Below are 23,374 nucleotides of genomic sequence, written 5' to 3' on the forward strand. Positions count from 1 at the left end.
GGTCCCCGGAATGTTGGCCGATTGTAGCGGTGTGCAGCGTCGCCGCGATCAAGAATGTGTTTGAGTCTGCGTGCACGGACGGTTATGGTGACCGCTTCACAAGCTGGTGCCTTGGTCATGCCGTATCGTCACGCCGCTCGTTCCCTTTGTTTGGCTTCATTGGTCGCGGCGTTGATGCAGTTGACCGCCTGCGCATCCGGCGCGAGCAAGCCCACGCCGGCCTCGGCTTCTCTCAATGCGCTGTACGGGCAGCTGGATCAGGCAAGTCAAAGCTACGAAACGGCACTGCAGCAGACGCGCGCAGGCGATGCCGAGGGCGCGCAGAAGACGCTGGATCAGGCGCTCGATCAGCTAAAGAACTCGGCAGCGCAGTGCGGCACAACGCCGGGATGCGATCCGCAACGTTTCTTCTCCGTGTTCGATCACTTGCTGCGCCTGAAGGATGGCAGCTTTATTGGTGACCAGACGCCGAACGAAGACACCGGTGAAGCGGCTACGACATCGCTTCCTGGACAGGCTGGCGGTGCGATCAATCCGTCGGAGATGCAGCGCAGCGTTACTCTGTTGCGTGGGCATCAGCTTTCCGAACTGATCGCGATGAATGGCCCCGTGAAAGCGGCGTTGGAGATGTGGCTGACGCAGTGGCGCTCGAACTTGATGGACGCGTACGTCAACTATGAATACCTGCGCCAGGAAATGTGGCCGCAGTATCAGCAGCAGGGCCTTCCCGAAGCGCTGTTGTTCGGCATTCTCGCCAAGGAATCCGGCGGCAAGGTGCACGCCGTGTCGCGCTCCGGCGCGGCGGGGCCGCTGCAGTTCATGTACGCGACCGGTCTGCGTTTTGGCTTGAGCGAGCAGGATGGATTCGACACGCGTTTCGATCCGGGCGAATCGGCGCGCGCGAACGCTCAATACATGAACGAGCAGCTGCAGGCGTTCAACGACAATCTCGAACTAACGCTGGCTGCGTACAACGGCGGCGAAGGTCGTATGCGCCGACTCGTGGGCGACGACACCTCCGTCAGCTTCTACGATCCGCGCATCTACAATCAGCTATCGCAGGAAACGCGTGATTACGTGCCCGAGGTGTTGGCGGCTGCATGGCTTTTCCTGCATCCGGACAGCTACAACCTGCATTTCCCGCAAATGAACAACGAGACCGGCAGCATCACGCTGGCGCGTGCGGCGTCCATTTCCGAACTCACCGTGTGCCTCGGCTCGGCCGATAATCATCTCGACGGCTGGTTCCGCACCTTGCGCAACCTCAATCCGCGCCTGGATCCGCAGCAGGAGCAACCGGTCGGAGCGACGTTGCAGGTTCCCAAGTCACTGGAGAAGGCTTACGCGGTGCGCTGCGTGAACGGTCCATGGCCGATTCTTGCCAGCGATCTGCACAATGCCATCGTGCCCGTCGTACCGGATGCACCACCGGTTGCGGCGCCGGATCCGGTTGTCCATTACACCGTTCGACGCGGCGACACGCTGGCAAGCATCGTGCGTAAACACGGTAGCTGTTCGAGCTCCAGCGAAGTCGCACGCATGAACAATCTCAAGTTCGACCATGTGCGCCCGGGGCAGGTGATCAAACTGCCCAGCTGTCATTGAGCCACGTTGTCACTGATCCAAAACGAAACGGCCTCTCCCGTTACAGGAGAGGCCGAGTCGGGCAGCAATCGCGAGGGTTAAGCAGCAGCGCCTGAGCGCATCCACTGCGCCACGGCATCGACCTGCTCGCCACTGGCGTCCCGCAATTCGCGCAAGACGCGAAGCACCTGACGATGCTGCGGCTGCACGCTGGTGTGCGGCGAGTCTTTGGTTTCGTGATAGGCCACGGCCAACCAGAGCGAGATGCCGCGGAGCGCGACTTCCGGGTTATCCGACTGGGCGCGGTTGAAGCCGACGTCGGTGCCCTGACCCCAGGGAAGGTAGCGCGCGCCGGGTTCCGTACCGTAAAGGTGGGGGAATTCGCTCTTGGATGCCTGCCCGATTTCCCGCAGGGTCATCACGCCCAACCGGGCGCGTGCCTTGGCCGGCATGGCGGTAATGGTGCGGTCAATCTGGCTGAACTGGCGCTGGAGCTGGCGAGCGCGAACCATCGCGATGATGCGAGTGACGATCTGCATGTGACCCCTCACTGATACAGGCGCCGCACGGGTGCGCGGATAGGGCGAGAGCATAACAAATTGTCGACGCGGAATGCGCACAAAACGTCACAAAATGACGACGTGCGTCAACGTTCAGCGAATCAGGCGTGTAGGCGAGGGTCCAAAACCCTAACTAATGTGAAGTAGATCACCTAATTTTTGACCAACCTGAACGGGCTGCTGGGAGGCCAGGCTGGCCAGCTTGGCGGCCCCTTCGGGCAGCAAAAGGATCACCGTGGAGCCCATATTGAAGCGCGCCATCTCGGCGAAACGGTCCAGCGAGACCTTCTGCCCGGCGAAGGACTTGCGGCGGATCGAGGGTGCATAGGGGGGTATCACCAGCCCGTCCCATACGGTGGCCACCGACGACACCAGGATCGCCCCGACCATGACCACGACAAACGGTCCGTGCTCCCCGTCGAAGTGGCAGACCAATCGCTCGTTTCGTGCGAAGAGTCGCGGAATAGCCTCTACCGCAAAGGGGGCCACACTGAAGATTCGGCCCGGTATATGCACGGTCTCTCGCAGCTCGCCGCGCAATGGCATGTGCACGCGATGGTAATCGCGCGGCGAGAGGTAGACGGTGACGAATTGGCCGCGCGCGTAGGGGGCAGCTGCAGCCTCGTCACCGAGCAGTTCGGCGACCGTGTAGTCCTGCCCTTTGGCCTGGAAGATGCGTCCGTCGGTGATAGGGCCCGCTTGGCTGATGCGTCCGTCGGCAGGCGAAAGCATCGCGGCAGGTGACGCATCTGCCTTGCGGGCATCGGGACGAAGTTTGCGTGTGAAGAACGCATTGAAGTGCGGGTAGGCAAGGGGATCGGGTTGCGCCGCTTCGGTCATGTTGACCTGGTAACGCTGCACGATCGTGTTGATCAAAAAATTTTTCCACGGCACGAACGTCCAGCGTGTGGCCCAGTAAACCACGCGCGAAAGTGCCCGATGGGGAAGGATGTATTGCAGCAATACCTTGAAAGTCATCCAACAAGTATGAAGTAAAACGGAACGATTCCATAAGGGGGATGGATCGTTCCTTGGGAGGTGGTATGCATCAACGACTCACCCCAGCCAGCGCGCTGGCTGCATTGGATCAGGCCAAGAAAACGGCCGCTGGCATGTTCAGGCACGGCTCGCTGGAGGTAGAGATTTTTCAGCCTGCCGGCATCGACAGACAGACACCGCATCGGCGCGACGAGTTGTGCATGGTCATCGCCGGACGTGGCTACTTTGTCTGCGGCGACACGCGCCAGCAGTTCGGTCCCGGCGAATTGCTCTTCGTGCCTGCCGGCACACCTCATCATTTCGAGGATTTCACCAAGGATTTCAGTGCATGGGTGATGTTCTACGGACCGCAAGGGGGCGAGGCGGCCTGACTGGCGTCATGAACGAAGATGGGCACGTTTCGAGCAGGCTCCGACGAGCAATCGCTATACTTCTCAGCCCCCAAGACGGACCGTGCCTACGTGACCTCCGAACTCGCCTCGATCATCGATTTCATCCGCTATGGCGCCAGCCGGTTTTCCGCAGCGGGGCTCACCTTCGGGCATAGCCACGACAACCCGATCGACGAGGCCACGCATCTGGTGCTGGCCAGTCTTCACCTGCCTCCGGACATTCCGCCCGCGTATGGCGCCGGCAAACTCACCGCCGAAGAGCGTGCGCGCGTACTGGCATTGATCGAGCGCCGCATTACCGAGCGCCTGCCGGTTGCCTACCTTGTCGGCGAAACCTGGTTCGCCGGTTTGAAGTTCAAGAGCGATCGCCGTGCCTTGGTGCCGCGTTCCCCCATTGCAGAGCTGATCGAATCGGGCTTCGCGCCGTGGCTGGATGGGCATCATGTGGAACGTGCACTCGACCTGTGCACGGGCTCGGGCTGCATCGGCATCGCGATGGCCGAATACAACCCGCATTGGCAGGTGGATATCGTCGATATCAGCGAAGACGCCTTGTCGCTCGCACGTGAAAACGTCGCATTCCAGCACGTGGGCGAACGCGTCGAGGTGGTCAAGTCCGATCTGTTTAGCGGCCTTAAAGACCGCAAATACGACGTCATTGTCTCCAACCCGCCGTATGTGACGGAGGACGAATACGCCGCGCTGCCGGGTGAATACAGCCATGAGCCGAAACTCGGCCTGACCTCCGGCGATGACGGCCTGGATATCTGCGTACGCATTCTCGACGAGGCGGCCGATCACCTGACCGAAGAAGGATTGCTGATCGTCGAAGTCGGCGAAAGCGAGCATGCGTTGAGCGCGCTGCTACCGGACGTGCCGTTCGTGTGGATTGAGTTTAAAGTAGGGCAGATGGGCGTGTTCGCGATCGAGCGCCGCGAGCTGATTGAACACGCCAGAGCGATTCATGCCGCTGCCGAGGAGCGTCGTTCGCGCTGATCGATATGGATTTGGTACTCGCAACCGTGCGATTGCGTCTGGATGCCTTGCGCGAAGACGACGCGGACGAGTTGTTCCGCTATCGCGCCGACCCCGTCGTGGCGCGATATCAAGGTTGGCGTCCGACCAAGCAGACCGAAGCGCTCGATTTCATCCGCACGCAAATGCAGTGGTCGCCCGAAACACGTGGCGACTGGGTGCAGCGTGCGATCCGGTTGACCGATCACGATGCGCTGATCGGCGATCTGGGTCTGCATATTCCGGTGGATACCGAAGACTCTTACGAATTCGGCATCACGATCGCACCGGAACACCAAGGCAAAGGCTACGCGTACGAGGCCGTGCGCGGGCTCTTCGATTATCTCTTCGATACATTTCACGCGCGCCGGATTCATGCGTCCATCGACCCGCGCAATCAGGCCAGCGACGCGCTTATGCGTGCACTGGGCATGCGGCAGGAAGCGCATTTTCGTGAGCGGTTTTGGCTGCACGGCGAGTGGGTCGATGACATGATTTTCGCGATTCTGGCACGCGAATGGCCTGAAGCGAGAAAGCGCAAGTCTTAGGAGGCGCGCTCATAAAGGCGCTGGACGCCGAGGCGTGGCAAGATGCGGGTATCGTTTCGATGGGTTGCACGACCATCGAACCCTCCGATTCACATCTCAGCCTTGGTTTCCCTGTGTCCAGCAATTCAACCGGCAAGCTCTTCACCGTCACCACATTCGGCGAAAGCCATGGCTCTGCCATCGGCTGCGTCATCGATGGTTGCCCGCCGGGACTGGCCCTGGATGCCGAAGCGTTTCGTACGGATCTCGATCGCCGCGCGACCGGCCGCAGTCGGCATACCTCGCAGCGTCACGAGACGGACGAGGTTGAAATCCTCTCTGGCGTGTACGAAGGCAAGACCACGGGTACGCCGATTGCGCTGTTGATTCGCAACACCGATCAGCGCAGCAAGGACTACACCGACATCACCAACACCTTTCGTCCAGGTCATGCCGATTACACCTACTGGCAGAAGTACGGCATCCGTGACCCGCGTGGCGGTGGTCGTTCGTCTGCACGCGAAACCACGATGCGCGTGGCCGCTGCGGTGGTGGCCAAGAAATGGCTGGCTGAGCGCTATGGCGTGCGGGTGCGCGGTTATCTGGCGCAGATCGGCGATGTCGTTCCCGAAGGTTTCGACTGGAATGCCGTGGAAGAAAACCCGTTCTTCTGGCCGCACGCGGAGCAGGTGCCTGCACTTGAGAAATACATGGATGCGTTGCGCAAGTCCGGCGATTCCGTCGGCGCGCGCGTAAATGTCGAGGCCGAGGGCGTGCCGCCCGGTTGGGGCGAGCCCATTTACGGCAAGCTCGATGGCGATCTCGCATCGGCGCTGATGTCGATCAATGCTGTGAAAGGTGTCGAGATCGGCGACGGCTTCGATGCCGTTGCGCAACGTGGCAGCCAGCATCGCGATGAAATGCATATGGACGGCTTTACGTCCAATCATGCGGGTGGCATTCTTGGTGGTATCAGCACAGGGCAGGTCGTTCGTGCCTCGATGGCGCTCAAGCCCACCTCCAGCATTCTGATTCCCGGTCACAGCATCAATCTGGCGGGTGAGCCGGTCGATGTGGTTACCAAAGGTCGTCACGACCCGTGTGTGGGCATCCGTGCCACGCCGATTGCCGAGGCGATGATGGCCCTCGTGCTGATGGATCACGCCCTGCGTCATCGTGCGCAATGCGGCGACATAGGCGAGATAAAACCGCGCATTCCCTGATGGGTTAAGGGTGCCGGGAGCAAGATGGAACCGGCATAAGCGCGGCAGGAGTCTCACAGTAGTTACATCGATGATGAGCAAGTCACACATCGTTTGGGTCTCGCGACCTTTATTTCCGGAAGTGCTGGCCACGCTGGCACCGTATGTCGAGGTGCGTGCGGAAACCAGGGAAACCAAACGCACGCCGGAGCAGTTGCACGACAAGCTTGCCAATGTCGATGGCGCCATTGTTGGCTTGGGCGATCGCATCGACGCGCAAGTCATTGCGGGTAACCGGCGCTTGCGGGCCATCGCGAACGTGGGCGTCGGCTACAACAATCTCGATCTGGATGCCCTCACGGTTGCCGGCATTCTCGCCACCAACACCCCCGATGTATTGACCCAGACGACGGCCGATTACGCTTGGGCGTTGCTGCTTGCGGCAGCACGACGCGTCAGCAGCGCCGAGCGCTGGTTACGGGCGGGCCGCTGGCGCGGCGGCATGCGCTTCGACGATTGGCTTGGTGTGGATGTGCACGGCAAGACCTTGGGCATTCTGGGCATGGGCCGTATCGGGCAGGCGATTGCGCGCCGCGGCTCCGGTTTCGACATGCCCGTGATCTATCACAACCGCTCGCGATTGCCCGAGGCGACCGAGCGCGCATGCCACGCCGAATACGTCGACAAGGCGCAGCTGTTGCAGCGTGCCGATCATCTGGTTCTGGTACTTCCGTATAGCGCGGAGAATCATCACGCGATCGGCGCCGATGAACTGGCGCAGATGAAGCCGACGGCGGTGCTGGTAAACATTGCGCGCGGCGGCATCGTCGATGATGCGGCGCTCGCCGCTGCCTTGCGCGAGGGCAGGCTGGCCGGCGCGGGATTGGATGTATTCGAAGGCGAGCCGTCCGTTCATCCCGCTTTGCGCGAACTCGAGAACGCCGTGCTTAGCCCGCATATCGCCAGCGCCAGCGCCGATACCCGCCGTGCGATGGCTCAATTGGCGGCGGACAATCTGCTCGCAGCGCTGGGCTACGGGCCCAACGCAGGGCATCCGCCGTCGCTGCTCAATCCCCATGCCCTGAACAGACGACGGGGCGAAACGTGACGCTCCTCACGCTGGCGAGGCTGTGCCGTGTTGTTTGCGTGCCGTGCAGGCTAGATTCCCGGATTGCGGGTATCGGGTTGGGCCACGGCGACCTTCCGAATCCCAAACAAGTGACCCATCAATGAGCAAGAAGAGCAGTTACAAGGTAGCCATGGTCGGTGCCACCGGCGCGGTCGGCGAAGCCCTGCTGAGCATCCTGGCGCAGCGCGAATTTCCGGTCAGCGAGCTGGTGCCGCTGGCGAGCGAGCGCTCGGCCGGTGGCAAAGTGGAATTCGGCGGCAAACAGATCACGGTCCAGAATCTTGCCGATTACGATTTCAGTGGCGTCGACATCGCCTTCTTCTCAGCCGGCGGTTCGGTCAGCCGCGAGCATGCGCCGCGTGCCGCCGAAGCGGGCGCCGTAGTCATCGATAACACCTCGGAATTCCGCTATCAGGACGACATTCCGCTGGTCGTGAGCGAAGTGAATCCGCACGCCATTGCGCAGTACACCAACCGCGGCATCATCGCCAATCCCAACTGCTCGACGATGCAGATGCTGGTGGCGCTCGGGCCGATTCATCACGCGGTAGGCATTGAGCGCATCAATGTCGCGACGTATCAGTCGGTGTCTGGCGCGGGCCGCTCGGGCATGGAAGAGCTCGGCAAGCAAACAGCGGCGCTCCTCAATTTCCAGGAAGTCGAAAAATCGAAATTTCCCAAGCAAATCGCGTTTAACGTCATTCCGCACATCGACGACTTCCAGGCGAACGGCTACACCAAGGAAGAAATGAAGATGGTGTGGGAAACGCGCAAGATCCTGGAAGACGAATCCATCCAGGTGAATCCCACCGCCGTGCGTGTGCCTGTGTTCTACGGCCACTCTGAGGCGGTGCACATCGAAACGCGCGACAAGATCACCGCCGAAGAAGCGCGCGAGCTGCTGGAAAACGCAGCAGGCATTGTTGTGCAGGACGAGCGCAAAGCGGGCGGTTATCCCACGCCAGTGGGCGATGCGGCCGGTCAGGATCCGGTCTTCGTCGGTCGCATCCGCGAAGACATTTCGCACGAACGCGGTCTGGATATGTGGATCGTGTCCGACAACATCCGCAAAGGCGCGGCGCTCAATGCCGTGCAGATCGCGGAATTACTGATTGAGGATTATTTGTAATGCGATATCGCGTGCTGGTTCTCGCAGGTGCCTTTTTGGTTTCGGCAGTCGTGTTGGCGGATCCGCCAACATCCACGTCCAGCACGCCGACCGAAAAAGCAGTCACCAACGTGAACCAGCGCGTGGCCCAGCACGAGGCCGAAGTCGCTCACTTGCAGCAAGACCTGGGGCAGCAGGAATCGGCCAGCCAGCAGGCGGCCGAGCACCTGCAACAACAAGACCGTACTATTGAAGAATTAAAGCGGGAGCTGAAGGCTGCGCAGGACGCCTCCCCGAAACCCAGCGCCGGGCATTGACGGCCGTCACGCTGGGTAAAAAAACCGCCCCGGGACGGGCCATTAACATGATTGGCTATTGTTGATTGACGTTTATCTAACTAAAGTGACGCCTTCTGAGAGGAAGTCTCCGCAACCGCGGTGATTTAATTGACTAAAGCGTCCGGTCGTTCGGGGGAGCACGCGATGAATCGTTCGTTGAAGCTGTCGATATTGATGGCGCTTGCGCTGGGCAGTACACAGGCGGGAGCCGTGGAGCTGGGGCAGGCGCACGTCAAGTCGGCACTGGGTCAGCCCTTGCTGGTCGAAATCCCGGTCAAACAGGGAACGCCGGCAGAGCTGCAGAACCTCAGCGCGGAACTGGCGCCAAGCGACGCCTTCGCCAAGGTCGGCGCTACCCGTCCAACGATTGCCCTGCAATTCAACGTGGTCGACGTGAATGGCCATAAGGTCATCCGCATCACCAGCGCCACGGCGGTGGACGACCCGTATCTCGACCTGTTCGTGAAAGTGAACACCGGCACGGGCAGCAGCGTCAGCGAAGTCGCCGTGTTGCTCGATCCTCCGAACAAGACCGAGACAGCATCGAGCAGCGCGCCGACACGCCGTCACGCGGCATCGCCCAATAGCGCGGCAGCGCCGAGCACGACATCCGCCGCCGCACCGGCTCATCACGAAGCACCCGCCGGGCTCAAGAACGGTCAGTACACGGTCGAGAAAGGCCAGACGCTTTCTCACGTAGCGACGGAAACCGCCACGGCCGGCGTCAACAAAGACCAGATGATGCTGGCACTGAAGGCGGCCAATCCGGACGCTTTCTATCGCGACAACATCAATGCCCTGAAGGCTGGCGCTATCTTGCGCGTCCCTTCGAAGGACGACGCAGCTTCCATTGCTGCCGCCGACGCCGCTGCGCAGGTGCGCCAGCAGGACGCCGATTGGCGCAATGGCTCGGTTGGTGCAGCGCCGACATCCATTGCTGCCGGTGGTACGCGTGCGAACGCTTCTGCCGCGCCGACGGCGAACAGCAACGCCGACCGATTGGCGCTGGTTCCTCCGAGCGGCGAAGGCCAGTCGGCAGGCGCAGGCTCCAACGGCAAGGGCGCGGACAACGCAAAGGTTCGCCAAGAGCTGCAGCGTAGCCAGGAAACCTTGTCATCCCTGCAACAGCAGAGCGATGAACTGAAGTCACGCCTGAAAGATCTCGAAGATCTCAACGGCAAGAACCAGAAACTGTTGTCGCTCAAGGACAACGAAATCGCCGACCTTCAGAAGAAGCTCGCGGACGCACGCAAGTCGGCAGGTTTGCCGCCGGCCCCCGCTGCACCGCTCGCTGCGGCGACCCCGGCTCCTGCACCGGCCACACAGCCGACTGCCGTGGTGACCCCGACTCATCCCGCTGCGGCACTGGCTAGCGCCGCATCCGCACCAAAGGCCGTGACTACACCGGCGAGCGCTGCTTCGGCACCGCACTCCGCTGCCGTCACCACGCCGGTTGCTCCGCCTGCCGCGAAGCCCATCGTTCGTCCGGTTCACCATGCAGCTGCCGCTACACCGGCCTCGGCCGAGGAGCCGTGGTACATGCAGACGTGGGCATGGGCCATTGGCGGTGGCGTGATCGTCCTGGCCATCCTTGGCGCGCTCTCGCGCCGCGGCAAGTCCGGTGGCGCAACCAAAAAGACCGTGAAGCTCGAACCCTCGGCTGGCAAGGGTTCGCTGGCCGATCGTTTCGGCACGGCGGATCTGGATGATCTGCATTCAGGCTCCGACCCCGACCAGGATCAGCTGCTCGATCAGCTGGCCGAAAATCCGGACGACATCGGCCTGCATCTCGAGCTGGTAAGCCTGTACTACACCCGTCGCGACGTGGAGCATTTCGAGGCCGCTGCCGAAGCGATGCATGCGCATATCACCGAAGCCGATCAGCCGGAATGGCAGGACGTGGTGCACATGGGCGAGGATCTCGCTCCTGGTCATCCTCTGTTCGCCGAAGCGCACATTCCGCCGTCGGGCGCCGATGAGCGTTCGCCGCTGCATCAGTTCGATCTGGATAGCTACGCAGGTAACAACGAGGCCGCGAATGCCAAGGCACCGCCACCGGTGCCGTCGCAGCCGAAGGTCAGCGAATACCATTTCGATTTCGACCTCACTCCGCATCAGCAAGAAGCGAAGGCGGCTGCCAGTCACGCTGCTGCCGCCAAGCAGGAAGCCGAAGCCGAGCCCGTCTCGACGTGGAACTTCGAAGACCCGTCCGAGGAGCACGAAGCCGCGCACACGGATAATGCAGCTGACTTCGGCGAACTGCATGATGATCCGATCGACACCAAGCTCGATCTGGCTCGTGCTTACCTCGACATGGGCGATCCGGATGGTGCACGCGCCATGCTCGATGAAGTAATGCAGGAAGGCACCCAGATGCAGAAGGATGTCGCCAGGACGTTGCTAGCCAAGATTCGCTGATCTTCATCGTGCGGCAGGACTACAGATCGGGCCGGCCATGCCGGCCCGATGTTTTTCCGGCCGTTGAACTTGAAAAGCATCGTAAGGCTTAGTGCTGCCATCCAAGCTGTTACGCTAAACGTCTCGCAGTTTTCCAATCATCCATGCGCATTGCACTCGGTATTGAATACGACGGCACCGATTTTCTTGGCTGGCAACGGCTCAGTCATGGTGCCAGTGTGCAAGGGTGCCTGGAGAAGGCGCTCTCCTTCGTCGCCGCCGAACCGATCGAAGTGACGTGCGCCGGACGCACGGACGCAGGAGTGCACGGCCGCTGCCAGGTCGTGCATTTCGATACGGATGTTCAGCGCGATATGCGCAGTTGGGTGCTCGGCACGTGCTCGAACCTACCGACAAGCGTAGCTGTTCTTTGGGCGCAACCCGTGCCGGATGACTTCCATGCGCGCTTTGCTGCACGCAGCCGCCGTTATCGCTACACCATTCTCAATCGCGGCATTCGGCCGGCGCTTGATGCACGTTATGTGACGTGGGAGCGTCTTCCGCTCGATGCGACGCGCATGCATACGGCGGCTCAAGCGCTGATCGGCGAACATGATTTCAGTGCCTTCCGTGCCGTTTCCTGTCAGGCGAAACACGCTCGTCGTCTGATCAAGACGTTGCAAGTACGCCGCGACGATGCGCAAGTGATCGTCGACATCGAAGCCAATGCATTTCTGCATCATATGGTGCGCAATATCGTTGGTTCGCTTTTGGTGGTTGGCCGTGGCGAGCAGCCCGAAGCATGGGTTGCGGAACTTTTGGTGGGGCGCAATCGCGAAGTGGCTGGTCCCACCGCGGCGGCGTCGGGTCTGACGTTTGTCGGTCCGCGTTACGAAAAAGGCTGGGGTTTGCCTGATGAGGTGAGCGAATGACGCGCATCAAGTGTTGTGGCATGACGCGCGTCGAAGATGCGTTGTTTGCAGCGCAACGTGGCGCCGACGCGATTGGTGTGGTGCTTACAGCACGAAGCAAACGAAAGGTGTCGTTAGCGCAAGCCAAAACGATCGTCGACGCCATGCCGCCGTTTGTATCGACTGTCGCGCTGTGCATGGATGACGAGGCAGAATTCGTTCGCGCCGTCATCGAAACCGTTCGGCCATCGTTGTTGCAATTTCACGGCGCAGAGAGCGACGAATGGTGCGCCCAGTTCGGTCAGCCATATCTGAAGGCGATTGCGATGGGCGAAGGAGCGTCAGCGTTGCCTCAATTGCGCGCCTATCCGCAAGCGGCCGGTTTGTTGCTCGATGGTCACGGATTGGGCGAGGCAGGTGGCAGTGGCAAATCGTTTGATTGGTCGTTGATGCCGCACGATCTGCGTCAACCGCTGATCCTCGCTGGCGGTCTCACATCCGCAAATGTTCAGGCGGCGATTCGTATCGCCAAACCCTGGGCGGTGGATGTGGCCAGCGGCATTGAATCGTCGCCGGGCATCAAGGATCACGGCAAGATGCGCGACTTCATCGAGGCCGTTCGCTCAGCGCATTAAGCATCGAGCAGTGCGCTGCGCAACCATGTGGCCAGCGCAACGACACGGTGATCGCTCCGGCGTCGTGGCGTGGCAAGAATCCACTGCGCTTGCGTCTGACGAAATCCCCACGGCGCAAGTAAGCGTCCCGCCTTCACATCATCCTGCACCAGTTGTGCAGGCGCGATGGCGACGCCCAGTCCCGCGACGGCTGCTTCCAGCAAATAGAACAGGCGAGTGAATCCTTGGCCGTAGTGAAGCGACGCGGGTGATACGCCGCTTAGCTCGGCCCATTCCGGCCACGCCTGTGGGCGCGACGTGGTATGCAGCAATGCTTCATCGCGCAGGGCGGATTCGCCGTCTTGCAGCAAACGATCAAGATTGGCGTAGCGTGGACTCACGACGGGGCCGATGCGCTCAGGCGCCAATTCGTGCACCTCCCAGCCAGTCGGCCACGGTGCCGCGCGAAGTGCCAGCGCCGCATCGAGCTCGGCATGTTGCGGCGCCAGCGGGTCTTCCTCGGGCGAGAGATGCAATTTGAGTGACGGCAGATCGCGTTCAAGCCGATCCAATCGGGGAATCACCCAGCGCGCCAGCAGACTGCTGGCACAGCCGAGCACGAATGGACCCTCCGCCTGACTGCGCTGAAGTTCCGCCCATCCGTCCCGCAGCTGATCGAAGGCACCCGCTACACGATCGCGCAGTTGCTCGCCTGCGGCCGTCAGCGCGATGCCGCGCCCATGGCGTGCGAAGAGTGGCTGATCGAGTGCCTCCTCCAGCACGCGCACCTGACGGCTGATGGCGCCATGTGTAACGTGCAGCTCCTCCGCGGCACGACTGACGCTGCCCAGCCGAGCGGTGGCCTCGAAAGCACGAAGGGCGTTCAGTGAGGGAAGTTCTCGGCTCACGATTGTGTGAGTTTTCCTGACATGTCAAAGCCATGATATCGCTTTTTTCCTAAGCGAATTCACGATATTTTTGCGGTCTGGCTAAACCTATTGCACAGGATTCCTGACATATGCCCACCATCCAGGACTTCCAGAATTGGCCCGACGCCCACGGGCGCTTCGGCGATTTCGGCGGCCAATTCGTGGCCGAAACCCTAATGGCGCCGCTCGCCGAACTCACCGAGGCCTACCTTAGCCTTCGCGAGAACCCCGAGTTCCTGGCCGAGTTGGACCGAGACCTCACCCATTACGTGGGGCGCCCGAGTCCGATTTATCACGCCGAGCGCCTGTCTAGGCATGTGGGCGGCGCGCGCATTCTGCTCAAGCGCGAAGACCTCAATCACACCGGCGCGCACAAGATCAACAACACCATCGGCCAGGCGCTCGTCGCAAAGCGCATGGGCAAGCCGCGCGTGATTGCCGAAACCGGTGCAGGTCAACACGGCGTCGCCACTGCAACCGTCGCGGCACGTTTCGGCTTGAAGTGCGTGGTGTACATGGGCGCTGTCGATATCGAGCGCCAAAAGATCAACGTCTATCGCATGAAGCTTCTCGGTGCCGAGGTCGTGCCGGTGACATCCGGTTCGAAAACGCTCAAGGATGCGTTGAACGAAGCGATGCGCGATTGGGTGACCAACGTTGCCGACACGTTCTACATCATCGGCACCGTGGCAGGGCCGCACCCGTATCCGATGATGGTGCGCGATTTCAACGCCATCGTGGGACGCGAAGCGCGCGCGCAGATGCTGGAGCAATATGGTCGTCTGCCTGATGTGCTGACGGCGTGCGTTGGCGGCGGTTCGAACGCGATCGGCTTGTTCCACGCGTTTCTCAACGACAGCAGCGTACGCATGGTCGGTGCGGAAGCGGCGGGCGAGGGTATCGCGACGGGCCATCACGCCGCATCGCTTGCGGCAGGACGTCCCGGCGTACTGCACGGCAATCGCACCTATGTGTTGTGCGACGACAATGGTCAGATTACCGAAACGCATTCGGTTTCCGCGGGATTGGATTACCCGGGTGTCGGCCCCGAGCATGCGTTCCTGAAAGATGCGGGACGTGCCGAATACGTTGGCGTGACCGATGACGAAGCGCTGGAAGCTTTCCACTTGCTTGCACGAACCGAAGGCATTCTCGCTGCACTCGAATCCAGCCACGCGGTTGCCCAAGCGATGAAACTGGCGCGCGAGCTGCCGAAAGACGGCATCGTGCTGTGCAACCTTTCCGGGCGCGGCGACAAAGACGTCCACACGATTGCAGCGCGCGAAGGAGTGCAGGTATGAGTCGCATCGATCGTCGTTTTGCTGCGCTGAAATCAGCAGGTCGCACAGGCCTGATTCCTTTCGTCACCGCCGGCGATCCGGCACCCGAACACCACGTTGCGCTGATGCACGCGTTGGTCGATGCAGGTGCGGATCTGATCGAACTGGGCGTACCGTTTTCCGATCCGATGGCCGATGGCCCGGTGATCCAGCACGCCAGCGAACGTGCCATTGCCAAAGGCGTTGGATTGGCCGATGTGCTGGCGTGGGTCGCTGCATTCCGGCAACGCGACAACGAGACGCCCATTGTGCTGATGGGATACCTCAACCCCGTCGAAATCCACGGCTACGAACGCTTCGCCAACGAAGCGGTGGTAGCCGGCGCAGATGGTGTGCTGCTAGTCGATTGCCCGCTTGAAGAAGCGGCGGTGCTCGAACCGTTACGCAAAGCGGGTCTGCAGCAGATTCTGCTTGCGGCACCCACCACCGCACCCGCGCGTATGGCTGCGTTATGCGAGGCCGCCGACGGTTTCCTGTACTATGTATCGTTCGCCGGCATCACCGGGGCAGGACGCTTGAGTACGCAGGACATCGCCGCACGCGTGGCCGATATCCGATCTCATGCGAACGCGCCGGTCGCGGTAGGTTTTGGCGTCAAGGATGCGCAGAGTGCCAAAGCCATCGCTGGCTTTGCGGATGCGGTAGTGATTGGCAGTGCACTGGTCGAACGCCTGGAAGGCGCGACTACGGCGCAGGATATCGCGGCAAGGGTGCAAGGCTTTCTCGGCCCCATCCGCGCCGCGCTGGACGCGCCGTAATGCTTGCTTTCCCTTGAGGAGGGGATGGGCGGGGTGAATGACCATCGCGGGCGCATGTAAAGGAACGCGCGCGCATTGGCGCGGTCACACGTACGACGGATAGGGCAAAGCCCTTTCCATGGCCCTTCCGTTTGTGAGGGACTGGACGTTGGACGAAAGCGCCCCCATTGAAGTCCCGATGGTCGAGGGCCGCCGGGTTCAGGATTGAGGTTTCTATGAATTGGCTGCAAAAAATAATGACACCGCGGGTGCGGACGCCAGGTCCGCCCGGCGGCAAAGGCAAAGTACCCGAGGGTGTGTGGGAAAAATGTGCCGGCTGCGGCGCCGTGCTCTACAAGCCGGAGCTGGAGCGCAGTCTGATGGTGTGCCCCAAGTGCAATCATCATCACGCCATCGGTGCACGCGAGCGTTTGCTGGCTTTCCTCGATGAAGGCAGCACGAAGGAACACTGGGCCAGTATGGAGCCCAGCGATCCGCTGAAATTCCGCGATTCCAAGAAGTATCGCGATCGCATTGTCGCCGCGCAGAAATCCACCGGCGAAAAAGATGCGCTGATCGCGATGAGCGGCAAGCTCAAGGATCGCCCGCTGATGGCCGTCGCGTTCGAGTTCTCCTACATGGGTGGCTCGATGGGCTCGGTCGTCGGCGAGAAGTTCACGCGCGCCGCGGAACAGGCACTCGCCGAGCGCAGTGCACTGGTGTGCTTCTCCGCGACCGGCGGTGCGCGCATGCAGGAAGCGCTGTTCTCGCTGATGCAGATGGCCAAGACGTCTGCTGCGCTGGCGCGTTTGCGCGAAGCCGGCGTGCCATACATCAGCGTGCTGACGCATCCCACCACCGGTGGCGTGTCGGCAAGTCTTGGCATGTTGGGCGATATCAACGTTGCCGAACCGAAAGCGCTGATCGGTTTCGCCGGTCCGCGCGTGATCGAGCAAACCGTGCGCGAGACATTGCCGGAAGGTTTTCAGCGTTCGGAATTCCTGCTTGATCACGGTGCCATCGACATGATCGTGGATCGGCGCCAGATGCGCGACAAGCTGTCCGATGTGTTGAACATTCTGCGCAAAGTCCCGCGCGCCGCATAAAACACTTCGCATGTCCAGTCCATTCAATGCCGCCTTCGGGCGGCATTGTTGCTTTTGCATCTAAGAATGTTTGATGCAGCGGCAACAAAAATCTTTTCCACAGCAAATGTGGATGTAGCTTGGAAAAGCCTGTGGACAACCCGAACTCTGAGTTGCGCGATCAACCACTTGGCACGCAGTGGTAAATGTTTGCGCAACAAGTGCGCGCACTTTTCCACAGCGATTGTGGAAAGTATCCGGTAGAGCCTGTGGATAGATGCGCTATGTCGTTGAAGTCAAAGTACGTCGCGACGCGATGCGCAGCGATTGATCAATGCAATCAGACGAACAGCATCGGCGCGCTGTGCACCAGCCACAACGACAGCGCGCCGAGGCCACTGCCAACAACCATGGCGGCAAGGACATCGCTCGGGTAGTGCAAGCCGAGAATCACGCGCGATGCGGCAACCAGCGCAGTGAACGTCAGCAACAGCGGTGCAAGCACCGGATACCACGCCAGCGCGACGATGGTGAAACCCACCGCCTGCAGCGTGTGTCCCGACGGAAAACTGAATTCGTCCAGCGGCGGCACGTGTGCAATCACGCCGGGGCAGGTGCGGAACGGACGCGGGCGACGCGTCCAGCGCTTCAGGATGCGGTACAAGCCCAGTGCGACCAGGCCGGTCACGGCCATGTGCGCGGCCGCTTCCAGACCACGCTTGCCATCGATGAGTACGAGGGCCGCCATCAAGGCGTACCAGAAAATGCCGTCGCCTAGGCGACTGATAATGCCAAAGAACATCCCCACTGCGTGCCGCGCGCCCCAACGATTGGCGGCAATGCACATGCGTCGATCAAACGCATGGCGCGGAAGAGCGACTGGGTCAGGCAGGTGCGATGGTGACATGGCGCTCATGCACATTCTCCTCGACCAGTTCGCGCAACAGGGTTTCGAATTCGCGGATCACTGCTTCCGGCGACAGGCGCGCCATGCTCTCTTCAGCAGCAGCTCCCATCTTGCGGATCAGTGCGACATCGCCGGCCAGCTTCACGGCGGCGGCGGTAAACGCTTTGGCATTACCGGATTCGATCCGGTAACCATTCACGTCATCAAACAGATGCTCGCGCGCAGCGCCTTCGTTGTAAGCCACCACCGGCAAGCCGGAAGCGAGCGCTTCCAGAATCACGTTGCCGAAGGTTTCGCTCAGACTCGGGAACGAGAACATGTCCGCGCTGGCGTAATGGGCTGCGAGCATTTCGTCGCGCTTCATGCCGACGAAGATGAAGTCCGGATGCGCTTCCTGCAGGCCTGCGCGAGCCGGGCCATCGCCCACCCACACATAACGCGCGTTAGGCGATACTTTCTGGATGGCGCGGAACGTATCCACTGCCAGGTCCAGATTTTTCTCCGGTGCGATGCGGCCGACATAAAGCACCACCGGCGTATCCGCATCCACACCCCAGCTTGCGCGCAACGATGCGTCGCGCTTGGCGGGGCTAAACTGTTTCGTGTCGACGGCGCGGCGCAGCAGGCGCGCGTGGTCCACGCCCATCGCCGTGAGTTCCTGGGCGAGCGCTTCGGTTGGCACCAGCGTGACGTTGGCGCGGCTGTGGAAACGGCTCAGGTAGCGATGTACGACCGGTGTGAGAAAACCCACACCATAGTGATTGGCGTAGGTGTCGAAGCGGGTATGAAAACCGGTAGCTACCGGAATGCCCAGTCGCACGGCGGTTTTTACAGCCGAACGGCCCAATGGACCTTCGGTTGCGACATAGATGACGTCGGGACGGTGTTCCATCCAGCGCTTGCGCAACGTACGCGGTGCTGGAAGGCCGAAACGCAAACCCGGATAGCGGGGCAGTGCTGCGCCGCGTGTTTCGAGTGCATGGATACCGGGTTCGTCGACGTGGCTCACCGTCTGGCGCGGACGGATGAGATCGATCTCGTGGCCGCGTAAGGCCAGACCGGTCGCCAGACCATGAACGGTGAGTGCGACACCGTTGATTTCCGGCGGATACGTCTCGCTGATGATGCCGATACGCATGGCGCATCCTCGTCTTGTACGGCGGCAGCTTGCGCTTGCGTCGTTTCGTAGACGTGGCGGGCACGTGACACTGGGGTTACGCGTGTTACCAAACGTGGAAACGTCGCCGAGCGGCTGCAACTGGGCTAGATTTGCATTTCCCTGGACCAGGAGACACGCCGATGAAACGTCTGCTATTCACGTTAGCGCTAGTTGCATCTGCCGGCTCCGTGCTGGCGGCGGATGCCCCCACTTTGCCAGTAACCAAAGCCACTGCCGGTGCGCAGGTCTACATCATTTCGCCGCAGGACGGTGCCACGGTTCCGCAGACTTTCACTGTGCGGTTCGGATTGAAGGGCATGGGTGTCGCACCTGCTGGCGTCGCCCATGAGAACACCGGGCATCATCATTTGCTGATCGACGTCAAAGATCTGCCCGCCGCCGGGCAGCCGATTCCCAAGGACGAGCAGCACGTGCACTTCGGCGGTGGCCAGACCGAAGCCACCGTAACGTTGAAGCCGGGTACGCATACCTTGCAGCTGGAGCTGGGCGATCTCAACCACATCCCGTTCGACCCGGCGCTGGTGTCGAAGGTCGTCACCGTACACGTCAAATAAGCGCGCGCGACAAGGCCCTCTCCATAGGGGGAGGGCCAGATGAAGGCTGGGGCCACGAATCGGCTAAAATGACCGATCCCGCATCGCGCCTCGACCGAATCCATGACCGTCCGCACTCGTTTCGCTCCCAGCCCCACCGGTTTCCTGCACATCGGTGGCGCACGCACCGCGTTGTACTGCTGGCTGGAGTCGCGCCGCCGGGGTGGCGAATTCCTGTTGCGCATCGAGGACACCGACCGCGAGCGTTCGACCGACGAAGCCGTAAAAGCGATCATCGACGCCATGCAATGGCTGGATCTGAGCGCGGACGACGCGCCGATCTATCAGACCCAACGCCTGGCGCGTTACAAGCAGGTCGCCGACGTGCTGCTGGAGACCGGCAAGGCGTATTACGCCTACGAGTCCAAGGACGAAATCGAAGCCATGCGCGAAGCGGCGATGGCGCGTGGCGAGAAGCCTCGCTACAACGGCTACTACCGTGATCGCAACGAGCCCTATCGCGACGATCCGAATCGCGTGATCCGCTTCAAGAATCCGCTCGAAGGCACGGTCGTGTTCGACGACAAGGTCAAGGGCAGGGTGGAGTGGGCCAACGCGGAACTGGACGATCTGGTGATCTTCCGTTCGGACGGCTGGCCGACCTACAACTTCGCCGTGGTTGTCGACGACATCGACATGGGTATCACCGAAGTGATTCGCGGCGATGACCACGTCAATAACACGCCGCGTCAGATCAACATCTATCACGCGCTCGGTGCGACGGTGCCGGAGTTCGCGCACTTGCCGATGATTCTGGACAAGGAAGGCAAGAAGCTGTCCAAGCGCACCAACTCGGTGAGCGTGATGGAATATCGCGATAACGGCTTCCTCCCGCACGCGATCCTCAACTACCTCGTACGTCTGGGTTGGTCGCACGGCGATCAGGAAATTTTCTCGCGCGAGGAAATGGTGAAGCTGTTCGACGTCGCCGACGTCAACAAGGCCGCGTCGCGTTTCGATACCGAAAAGCTGCTATGGCTCAACCAGCATTATCTGAAGAGCGACGATCCGCAAGCGCTGGTCCCTGAATTCACCTGGCATCTTGATCGCGCAGGCATCGATATCGGCAAAGGCCCCGCACCCGCCGATGTGATTGTCGCGCTGCGCGATCGCGTGCATACGCTGAAGGAAATGGCCGAGCGCGCGAAGATCTGGTACGGCCCGATCACCGAGTGGGATGACAAGGCCGTCGCCAAGCATCTGAAGAACGACAGCGCCGTGCAGGTGCTACAGGCATCCCGCGAGTTGCTTGCCAGCTGCGAATGGAAGCCGGAGCCGATTCATCAGGTGATCGAGCAGGTTGCTGCCAAACTCGACGTGGGCATGGGCAAAATCGCGCAGCCGTTGCGCGTGGCGATGACTGGCACGCAAGTCTCGCCGTCGATCGATCACACGATTTATCTGACGGGTCGCGAGGAAGCGCTGAAACGCATCGATGACGCGATAGCGTTGGCGAGCAGCTAATCACTGCAGAGCTTGGGTGATCGATGCTCTGGTCCGAGCATCGACGTCGGTACCGTCAATGAAAGAACGAAGTCACTGGCGGTAGCGTGTCGACGGGTTCGATGCGTATCCATGAGGTGCTGTTCTGCGCGCGGTCACGCTTTTCCATCAGATGCATCAGCCGGAACCGCGATTCCGACAGAAGCTGCCGCGTGATCGACACATCGCTCTCGCTCATTCCCTGCACGATGCGCTTGGGAATTTTCTGTTCGTTGAAGCATTCGATCATGCGTTCAAGCGTCAGGAACGACGGCACATGCGACGAAGCGCTGTCGATGAAAATCGATGATGTGCTCGCCATGCGCGGCAGAAAAGCACGTACGATGTTATGCACAAAGTCAGGCGAATGCATGTAATCGGAAAACAGAAGGTCGATCGGCTTGTGCTCGAAATCAGCCGTCAAACTGGTGGGGTTGTCGAGGTCGATGTCGGTTTTCCTGAAGACGACATGTTCGCGTACATCGCATAGGTCGAGCAGCGAAAGCACAAATTCCTCGTACGTTCCCTGTTTGGCAATCCGGCCCAGCGATTCGATGGGACCGGTAGGCGATACGGCAAGGAAGTTCCTGACGTCGGGCACCTGGAAATGGCTGCCGTTGTCGTAGGTATAGAGGGTGCCGACACCGTTCTCTTTCATCGCGGCGGCAATCCAGGCAGTAGTCACGCCCATGCCGGTGCCAAGTTCCACGACGACTTCCGGTCTTTCCCTGCGTACCAGGCTGTAGAGCAATGTGCAGATATCTTCACTGCCGTAGATCGGGCCGAGTTGATAGCGGGCCGCCAACAGTTCCGGAAAATTCGAGGCGATGTTCCACATGCGGATGGAAGATTCCTGAGAGTGATGGTGCAACCACAAGCGCGCACCGACGACTGCGACACTGCACGTCAGCGGTCTTCTAGGCCAGAATGCCGAGCATTGGTCCAGTCGCGCGCGCTGCGCTCGTATCGAGAAGCATAATGGATGAGCTGATTGCCAAGGCAACGCAGGGCGTCGATATGAGTTCGCCCGACGCGTCCCTTCACATCTTCATGAACCTGATGAACATGCTGCCCATGGCCGCGCTGTTCTGGTGGAGTGTGGTTTTCGTTGCCGTCGGCGCGTTGCTGGGCTGGTGGCGGGGTCGAACGATGGCCGGTATCGTCTGGGCGCTGACACTGGGGCCGATCGGCTGGATTATTGTCCTGCTCATCCCCAAATCGGCGAAGCCGCCGCCGCTGCCGCGCTAATGTTCAACCGCGGGGGTGTATTATCGAAACCGAGGTGAATCCGTTGAGTGACAGTCAGTCCGTCAAAGCGCACGTCCATCATCACCACGACGGTCCGAAGGAGTTCGTCGCGGCGGTGGAGCATGCCAGCGAAGAACGCGGCCTGCGTCTTACGCCACTGCGCAAGGAAGTGCTGGAACTCATCGCGGCTGCCGGCAAGCCGGTCAAGGCGTACGACTTGCTCGATCACCTGCGCGAACGCCACGGTAATGCGGCGCCGCCCACGGTTTATCGCGCACTCGATTTCCTGCTTGAGCATGGCTTCATTCACAAGCTGGAATCGATCAATGCGTTCGTGTCGTGCCATCACCCGGCCGAAGCGCACCAGGTGCCGTTCCTGATTTGCGACGTCTGCTCCAGTGCGCAAGAAGTGTGCGATGAGCGGGTGGCCGACCTCATCGAAGCGCAGGCCAAGGCCTTCGGCTTTCGTCCGCAGGCGCAGACGCTGGAAGTGCACGGCATCTGCAAAGACTGCCGCAAAGCCTGATTTCACCTGTTATCTGCCACCCTGAACCCGGTCGCTTGCGTGCGGCCAGTTGATGTTATATTGTATCAAAACGATGCCGCCCCTCGGCTAACCCCTGCATGGTGTAGTCCCACATGGATTCCACGCCAACGCCGCCCCCGACCCGCTGGTGGAACTTCGCCGACAGAGTCGGTGCCACCGCGTCATTTCTCTGCGCCATTCACTGCGCGTTGCTGCCGTTTGTTCTGGCGATTCTTCCCTTGCTTGGGTTGAGCTTTCTCGCCGATCACGCGTTTGAGCGGGGCTTTGTGCTGTGTGCCAGTGCGCTTGCGCTGTTTGCGCTCGTCAATGGCTACCGCCGTCATCATCGTTCGCTACCGCTTCGATTGGCGTTTCCAGGCTTGGCGCTGCTGGTGATGGGCGTCACCTTTGCCGAAAACTATTCGATCATCCTGCACAGCGTGCTGGTCACTTGCGGTGGTTTGCTGGTTGCCAGTGCTCACTTCGTCAATCTTCGATTCGATCGTCAGCTTGGCCATGTACACGGCCCGCACTGCGCGCATTGAGCGTGCGGTGATTGTGTAACGGCGGCG

The 23,374-nt window shown here is 60.9% G+C and carries 25 protein-coding genes; 19 read left to right on the forward strand and 6 right to left on the reverse strand.

The features are described 5' to 3' along the window. Positions 1 to 117: 117 nt before the first annotated feature. The gene (locus tag EKH79_RS01930; protein ID WP_126672101.1) at positions 118 to 1,605 is read left to right on the forward strand and encodes a transglycosylase SLT domain-containing protein; all 1,488 of its coding nucleotides are present in this window, start codon (positions 118 to 120) and stop codon (positions 1,603 to 1,605) included. A gap of 77 nt (positions 1,606 to 1,682) precedes the next feature. On the opposite strand, the gene EKH79_RS01935 is transcribed toward EKH79_RS01930, so the two are convergent. Together EKH79_RS01935 and asd are read right to left on the reverse strand one after the other, a co-directional pair. Continuing rightward, positions 1,683 to 2,123, reverse strand: a complete 441-nt coding sequence (locus EKH79_RS01935; RefSeq protein ID WP_126672102.1) for a hypothetical protein — start codon at positions 2,121 to 2,123, stop codon at positions 1,683 to 1,685. Positions 2,124 to 2,273: 150 nt separating this feature from the next. After that, positions 2,274 to 3,122 (reverse strand): archaetidylserine decarboxylase, encoded by an 849-nt coding sequence (asd, locus tag EKH79_RS01940; protein ID WP_126672103.1) that lies wholly within the window; start codon positions 3,120 to 3,122, stop codon positions 2,274 to 2,276. 65 nt (positions 3,123 to 3,187) lie between these two features. Between asd and EKH79_RS01945 the strand changes: the two genes are divergently transcribed. From EKH79_RS01945 to EKH79_RS01990, 10 genes are all read left to right on the forward strand, one after another. Then, positions 3,188 to 3,514, forward strand: a complete 327-nt coding sequence (locus EKH79_RS01945; RefSeq protein WP_126672104.1) for a cupin domain-containing protein — start codon at positions 3,188 to 3,190, stop codon at positions 3,512 to 3,514. A 90-nt stretch (positions 3,515 to 3,604) separates the two neighbouring features. Continuing rightward, on the forward strand, positions 3,605 to 4,531 hold the full coding sequence (gene prmB, locus EKH79_RS01950) for a 50S ribosomal protein L3 N(5)-glutamine methyltransferase (RefSeq protein ID WP_126672105.1): 927 nt from the start codon (positions 3,605 to 3,607) through the stop codon (positions 4,529 to 4,531). A gap of 5 nt (positions 4,532 to 4,536) precedes the next feature. Further along, complete coding sequence (locus EKH79_RS01955) at positions 4,537 to 5,097, forward strand: GNAT family N-acetyltransferase (RefSeq protein WP_233590134.1); 561 nt, start codon at positions 4,537 to 4,539, stop codon at positions 5,095 to 5,097. 113 nt (positions 5,098 to 5,210) lie between these two features. Continuing rightward, positions 5,211 to 6,299 carry a chorismate synthase gene (gene aroC, locus EKH79_RS01960; RefSeq protein WP_126672345.1) on the forward strand — a complete coding sequence of 363 codons (1,089 nt, stop codon included), beginning with the start codon at positions 5,211 to 5,213 and terminating at the stop codon, positions 6,297 to 6,299. A 73-nt stretch (positions 6,300 to 6,372) separates the two neighbouring features. Continuing rightward, positions 6,373 to 7,386: a 2-hydroxyacid dehydrogenase gene (locus tag EKH79_RS01965; protein WP_126672346.1), complete on the forward strand. Its 1,014-nt coding sequence runs from the start codon at positions 6,373 to 6,375 to the stop codon at positions 7,384 to 7,386. Positions 7,387 to 7,507: 121 nt separating this feature from the next. Beyond that, complete coding sequence (locus EKH79_RS01970; RefSeq protein ID WP_126672106.1) at positions 7,508 to 8,536, forward strand: aspartate-semialdehyde dehydrogenase; 1,029 nt, start codon at positions 7,508 to 7,510, stop codon at positions 8,534 to 8,536. Next, entirely contained in the window at positions 8,536 to 8,832 is a 297-nt protein-coding gene (locus EKH79_RS01975; protein WP_126672107.1) for a hypothetical protein, read from the forward strand. The genes EKH79_RS01970 and EKH79_RS01975 overlap by 1 nt, the downstream gene beginning before the upstream one ends. Before the next feature lie 165 nt (positions 8,833 to 8,997). After that, positions 8,998 to 11,271 carry a motility hub landmark protein FimV gene (locus EKH79_RS01980; RefSeq protein WP_126672108.1) on the forward strand — a complete coding sequence of 758 codons (2,274 nt, stop codon included), beginning with the start codon at positions 8,998 to 9,000 and terminating at the stop codon, positions 11,269 to 11,271. Positions 11,272 to 11,414: 143 nt separating this feature from the next. Then, positions 11,415 to 12,182 (forward strand): tRNA pseudouridine(38-40) synthase TruA, encoded by a 768-nt coding sequence (gene truA, locus EKH79_RS01985; protein ID WP_126672109.1) that lies wholly within the window; start codon positions 11,415 to 11,417, stop codon positions 12,180 to 12,182. Continuing rightward, a complete protein-coding gene (locus tag EKH79_RS01990; protein WP_126672110.1) occupies positions 12,179 to 12,796 on the forward strand; it encodes a phosphoribosylanthranilate isomerase in 618 nt (205 codons plus the stop codon). The genes truA and EKH79_RS01990 overlap by 4 nt, the downstream gene beginning before the upstream one ends. On the opposite strand, the gene EKH79_RS01995 is transcribed toward EKH79_RS01990, so the two are convergent. After that, positions 12,793 to 13,683: a LysR family transcriptional regulator gene (locus tag EKH79_RS01995; protein ID WP_126672111.1), complete on the reverse strand. Its 891-nt coding sequence runs from the start codon at positions 13,681 to 13,683 to the stop codon at positions 12,793 to 12,795. The genes EKH79_RS01990 and EKH79_RS01995 overlap by 4 nt on opposite strands. A 110-nt stretch (positions 13,684 to 13,793) precedes the next feature. Here EKH79_RS01995 and trpB point away from each other — a divergent pair, with 110 nt between their 5' ends. The 3 genes from trpB (at position 13,794) to accD (ending at position 16,887) form a co-directional block, all read left to right on the forward strand. Beyond that, complete coding sequence (gene trpB, locus EKH79_RS02000; protein ID WP_126672112.1) at positions 13,794 to 15,005, forward strand: tryptophan synthase subunit beta; 1,212 nt, start codon at positions 13,794 to 13,796, stop codon at positions 15,003 to 15,005. After that, positions 15,002 to 15,802: a tryptophan synthase subunit alpha gene (gene trpA / locus EKH79_RS02005; protein WP_126672113.1), complete on the forward strand. Its 801-nt coding sequence runs from the start codon at positions 15,002 to 15,004 to the stop codon at positions 15,800 to 15,802. Before trpB ends, trpA begins: the two co-directional genes overlap by 4 nt. A gap of 215 nt (positions 15,803 to 16,017) precedes the next feature. Continuing rightward, entirely contained in the window at positions 16,018 to 16,887 is an 870-nt protein-coding gene (accD, locus tag EKH79_RS02010) for an acetyl-CoA carboxylase, carboxyltransferase subunit beta (protein WP_126672114.1), read from the forward strand. A 319-nt stretch (positions 16,888 to 17,206) separates the two neighbouring features. Here the strand turns inward: accD and EKH79_RS02015 are convergent, their stop codons facing one another. Beyond that, positions 17,207 to 17,782 (reverse strand): phosphatase PAP2 family protein, encoded by a 576-nt coding sequence (locus tag EKH79_RS02015; RefSeq protein ID WP_126672115.1) that lies wholly within the window; start codon positions 17,780 to 17,782, stop codon positions 17,207 to 17,209. Then, positions 17,751 to 18,911: a glycosyltransferase family 4 protein gene (locus EKH79_RS02020; protein WP_126672116.1), complete on the reverse strand. Its 1,161-nt coding sequence runs from the start codon at positions 18,909 to 18,911 to the stop codon at positions 17,751 to 17,753. Before EKH79_RS02020 ends, EKH79_RS02015 begins: the two co-directional genes overlap by 32 nt. A gap of 161 nt (positions 18,912 to 19,072) precedes the next feature. Between EKH79_RS02020 and EKH79_RS02025 the strand changes: the two genes are divergently transcribed. Together EKH79_RS02025 and gltX are read left to right on the forward strand one after the other, a co-directional pair. Next, the gene (locus tag EKH79_RS02025; RefSeq protein ID WP_126672117.1) at positions 19,073 to 19,507 is read left to right on the forward strand and encodes a DUF4399 domain-containing protein; all 435 of its coding nucleotides are present in this window, start codon (positions 19,073 to 19,075) and stop codon (positions 19,505 to 19,507) included. 102 nt (positions 19,508 to 19,609) lie between these two features. Continuing rightward, a complete protein-coding gene (gltX, locus tag EKH79_RS02030; RefSeq protein WP_126672118.1) occupies positions 19,610 to 21,010 on the forward strand; it encodes a glutamate--tRNA ligase in 1,401 nt (466 codons plus the stop codon). Between the two features lie 55 nt (positions 21,011 to 21,065). Here the strand turns inward: gltX and EKH79_RS02035 are convergent, their stop codons facing one another. Then, on the reverse strand, positions 21,066 to 21,866 hold the full coding sequence (locus EKH79_RS02035) for a class I SAM-dependent methyltransferase (protein ID WP_126672119.1): 801 nt from the start codon (positions 21,864 to 21,866) through the stop codon (positions 21,066 to 21,068). Between the two features lie 140 nt (positions 21,867 to 22,006). Here EKH79_RS02035 and EKH79_RS02040 point away from each other — a divergent pair, with 140 nt between their 5' ends. The 3 genes from EKH79_RS02040 (at position 22,007) to EKH79_RS02050 (ending at position 23,347) form a co-directional block, all read left to right on the forward strand. After that, positions 22,007 to 22,276: a hypothetical protein gene (locus EKH79_RS02040; RefSeq protein WP_126672120.1), complete on the forward strand. Its 270-nt coding sequence runs from the start codon at positions 22,007 to 22,009 to the stop codon at positions 22,274 to 22,276. Positions 22,277 to 22,295: 19 nt separating this feature from the next. Beyond that, positions 22,296 to 22,802, forward strand: coding sequence for a transcriptional repressor (locus EKH79_RS02045; protein WP_425478457.1), 507 nt, complete (start codon positions 22,296 to 22,298; stop codon positions 22,800 to 22,802). 113 nt (positions 22,803 to 22,915) lie between these two features. Beyond that, a complete protein-coding gene (locus EKH79_RS02050; RefSeq protein WP_126672121.1) occupies positions 22,916 to 23,347 on the forward strand; it encodes a MerC domain-containing protein in 432 nt (143 codons plus the stop codon). The last annotated feature ends 27 nt before the right edge of the window (positions 23,348 to 23,374 follow it).

The sequence above is a fragment of the Dyella dinghuensis genome (assembly GCF_003977615.1).
Lineage (GTDB): Bacteria > Pseudomonadota > Gammaproteobacteria > Xanthomonadales > Rhodanobacteraceae > Dyella_B > Dyella_B dinghuensis.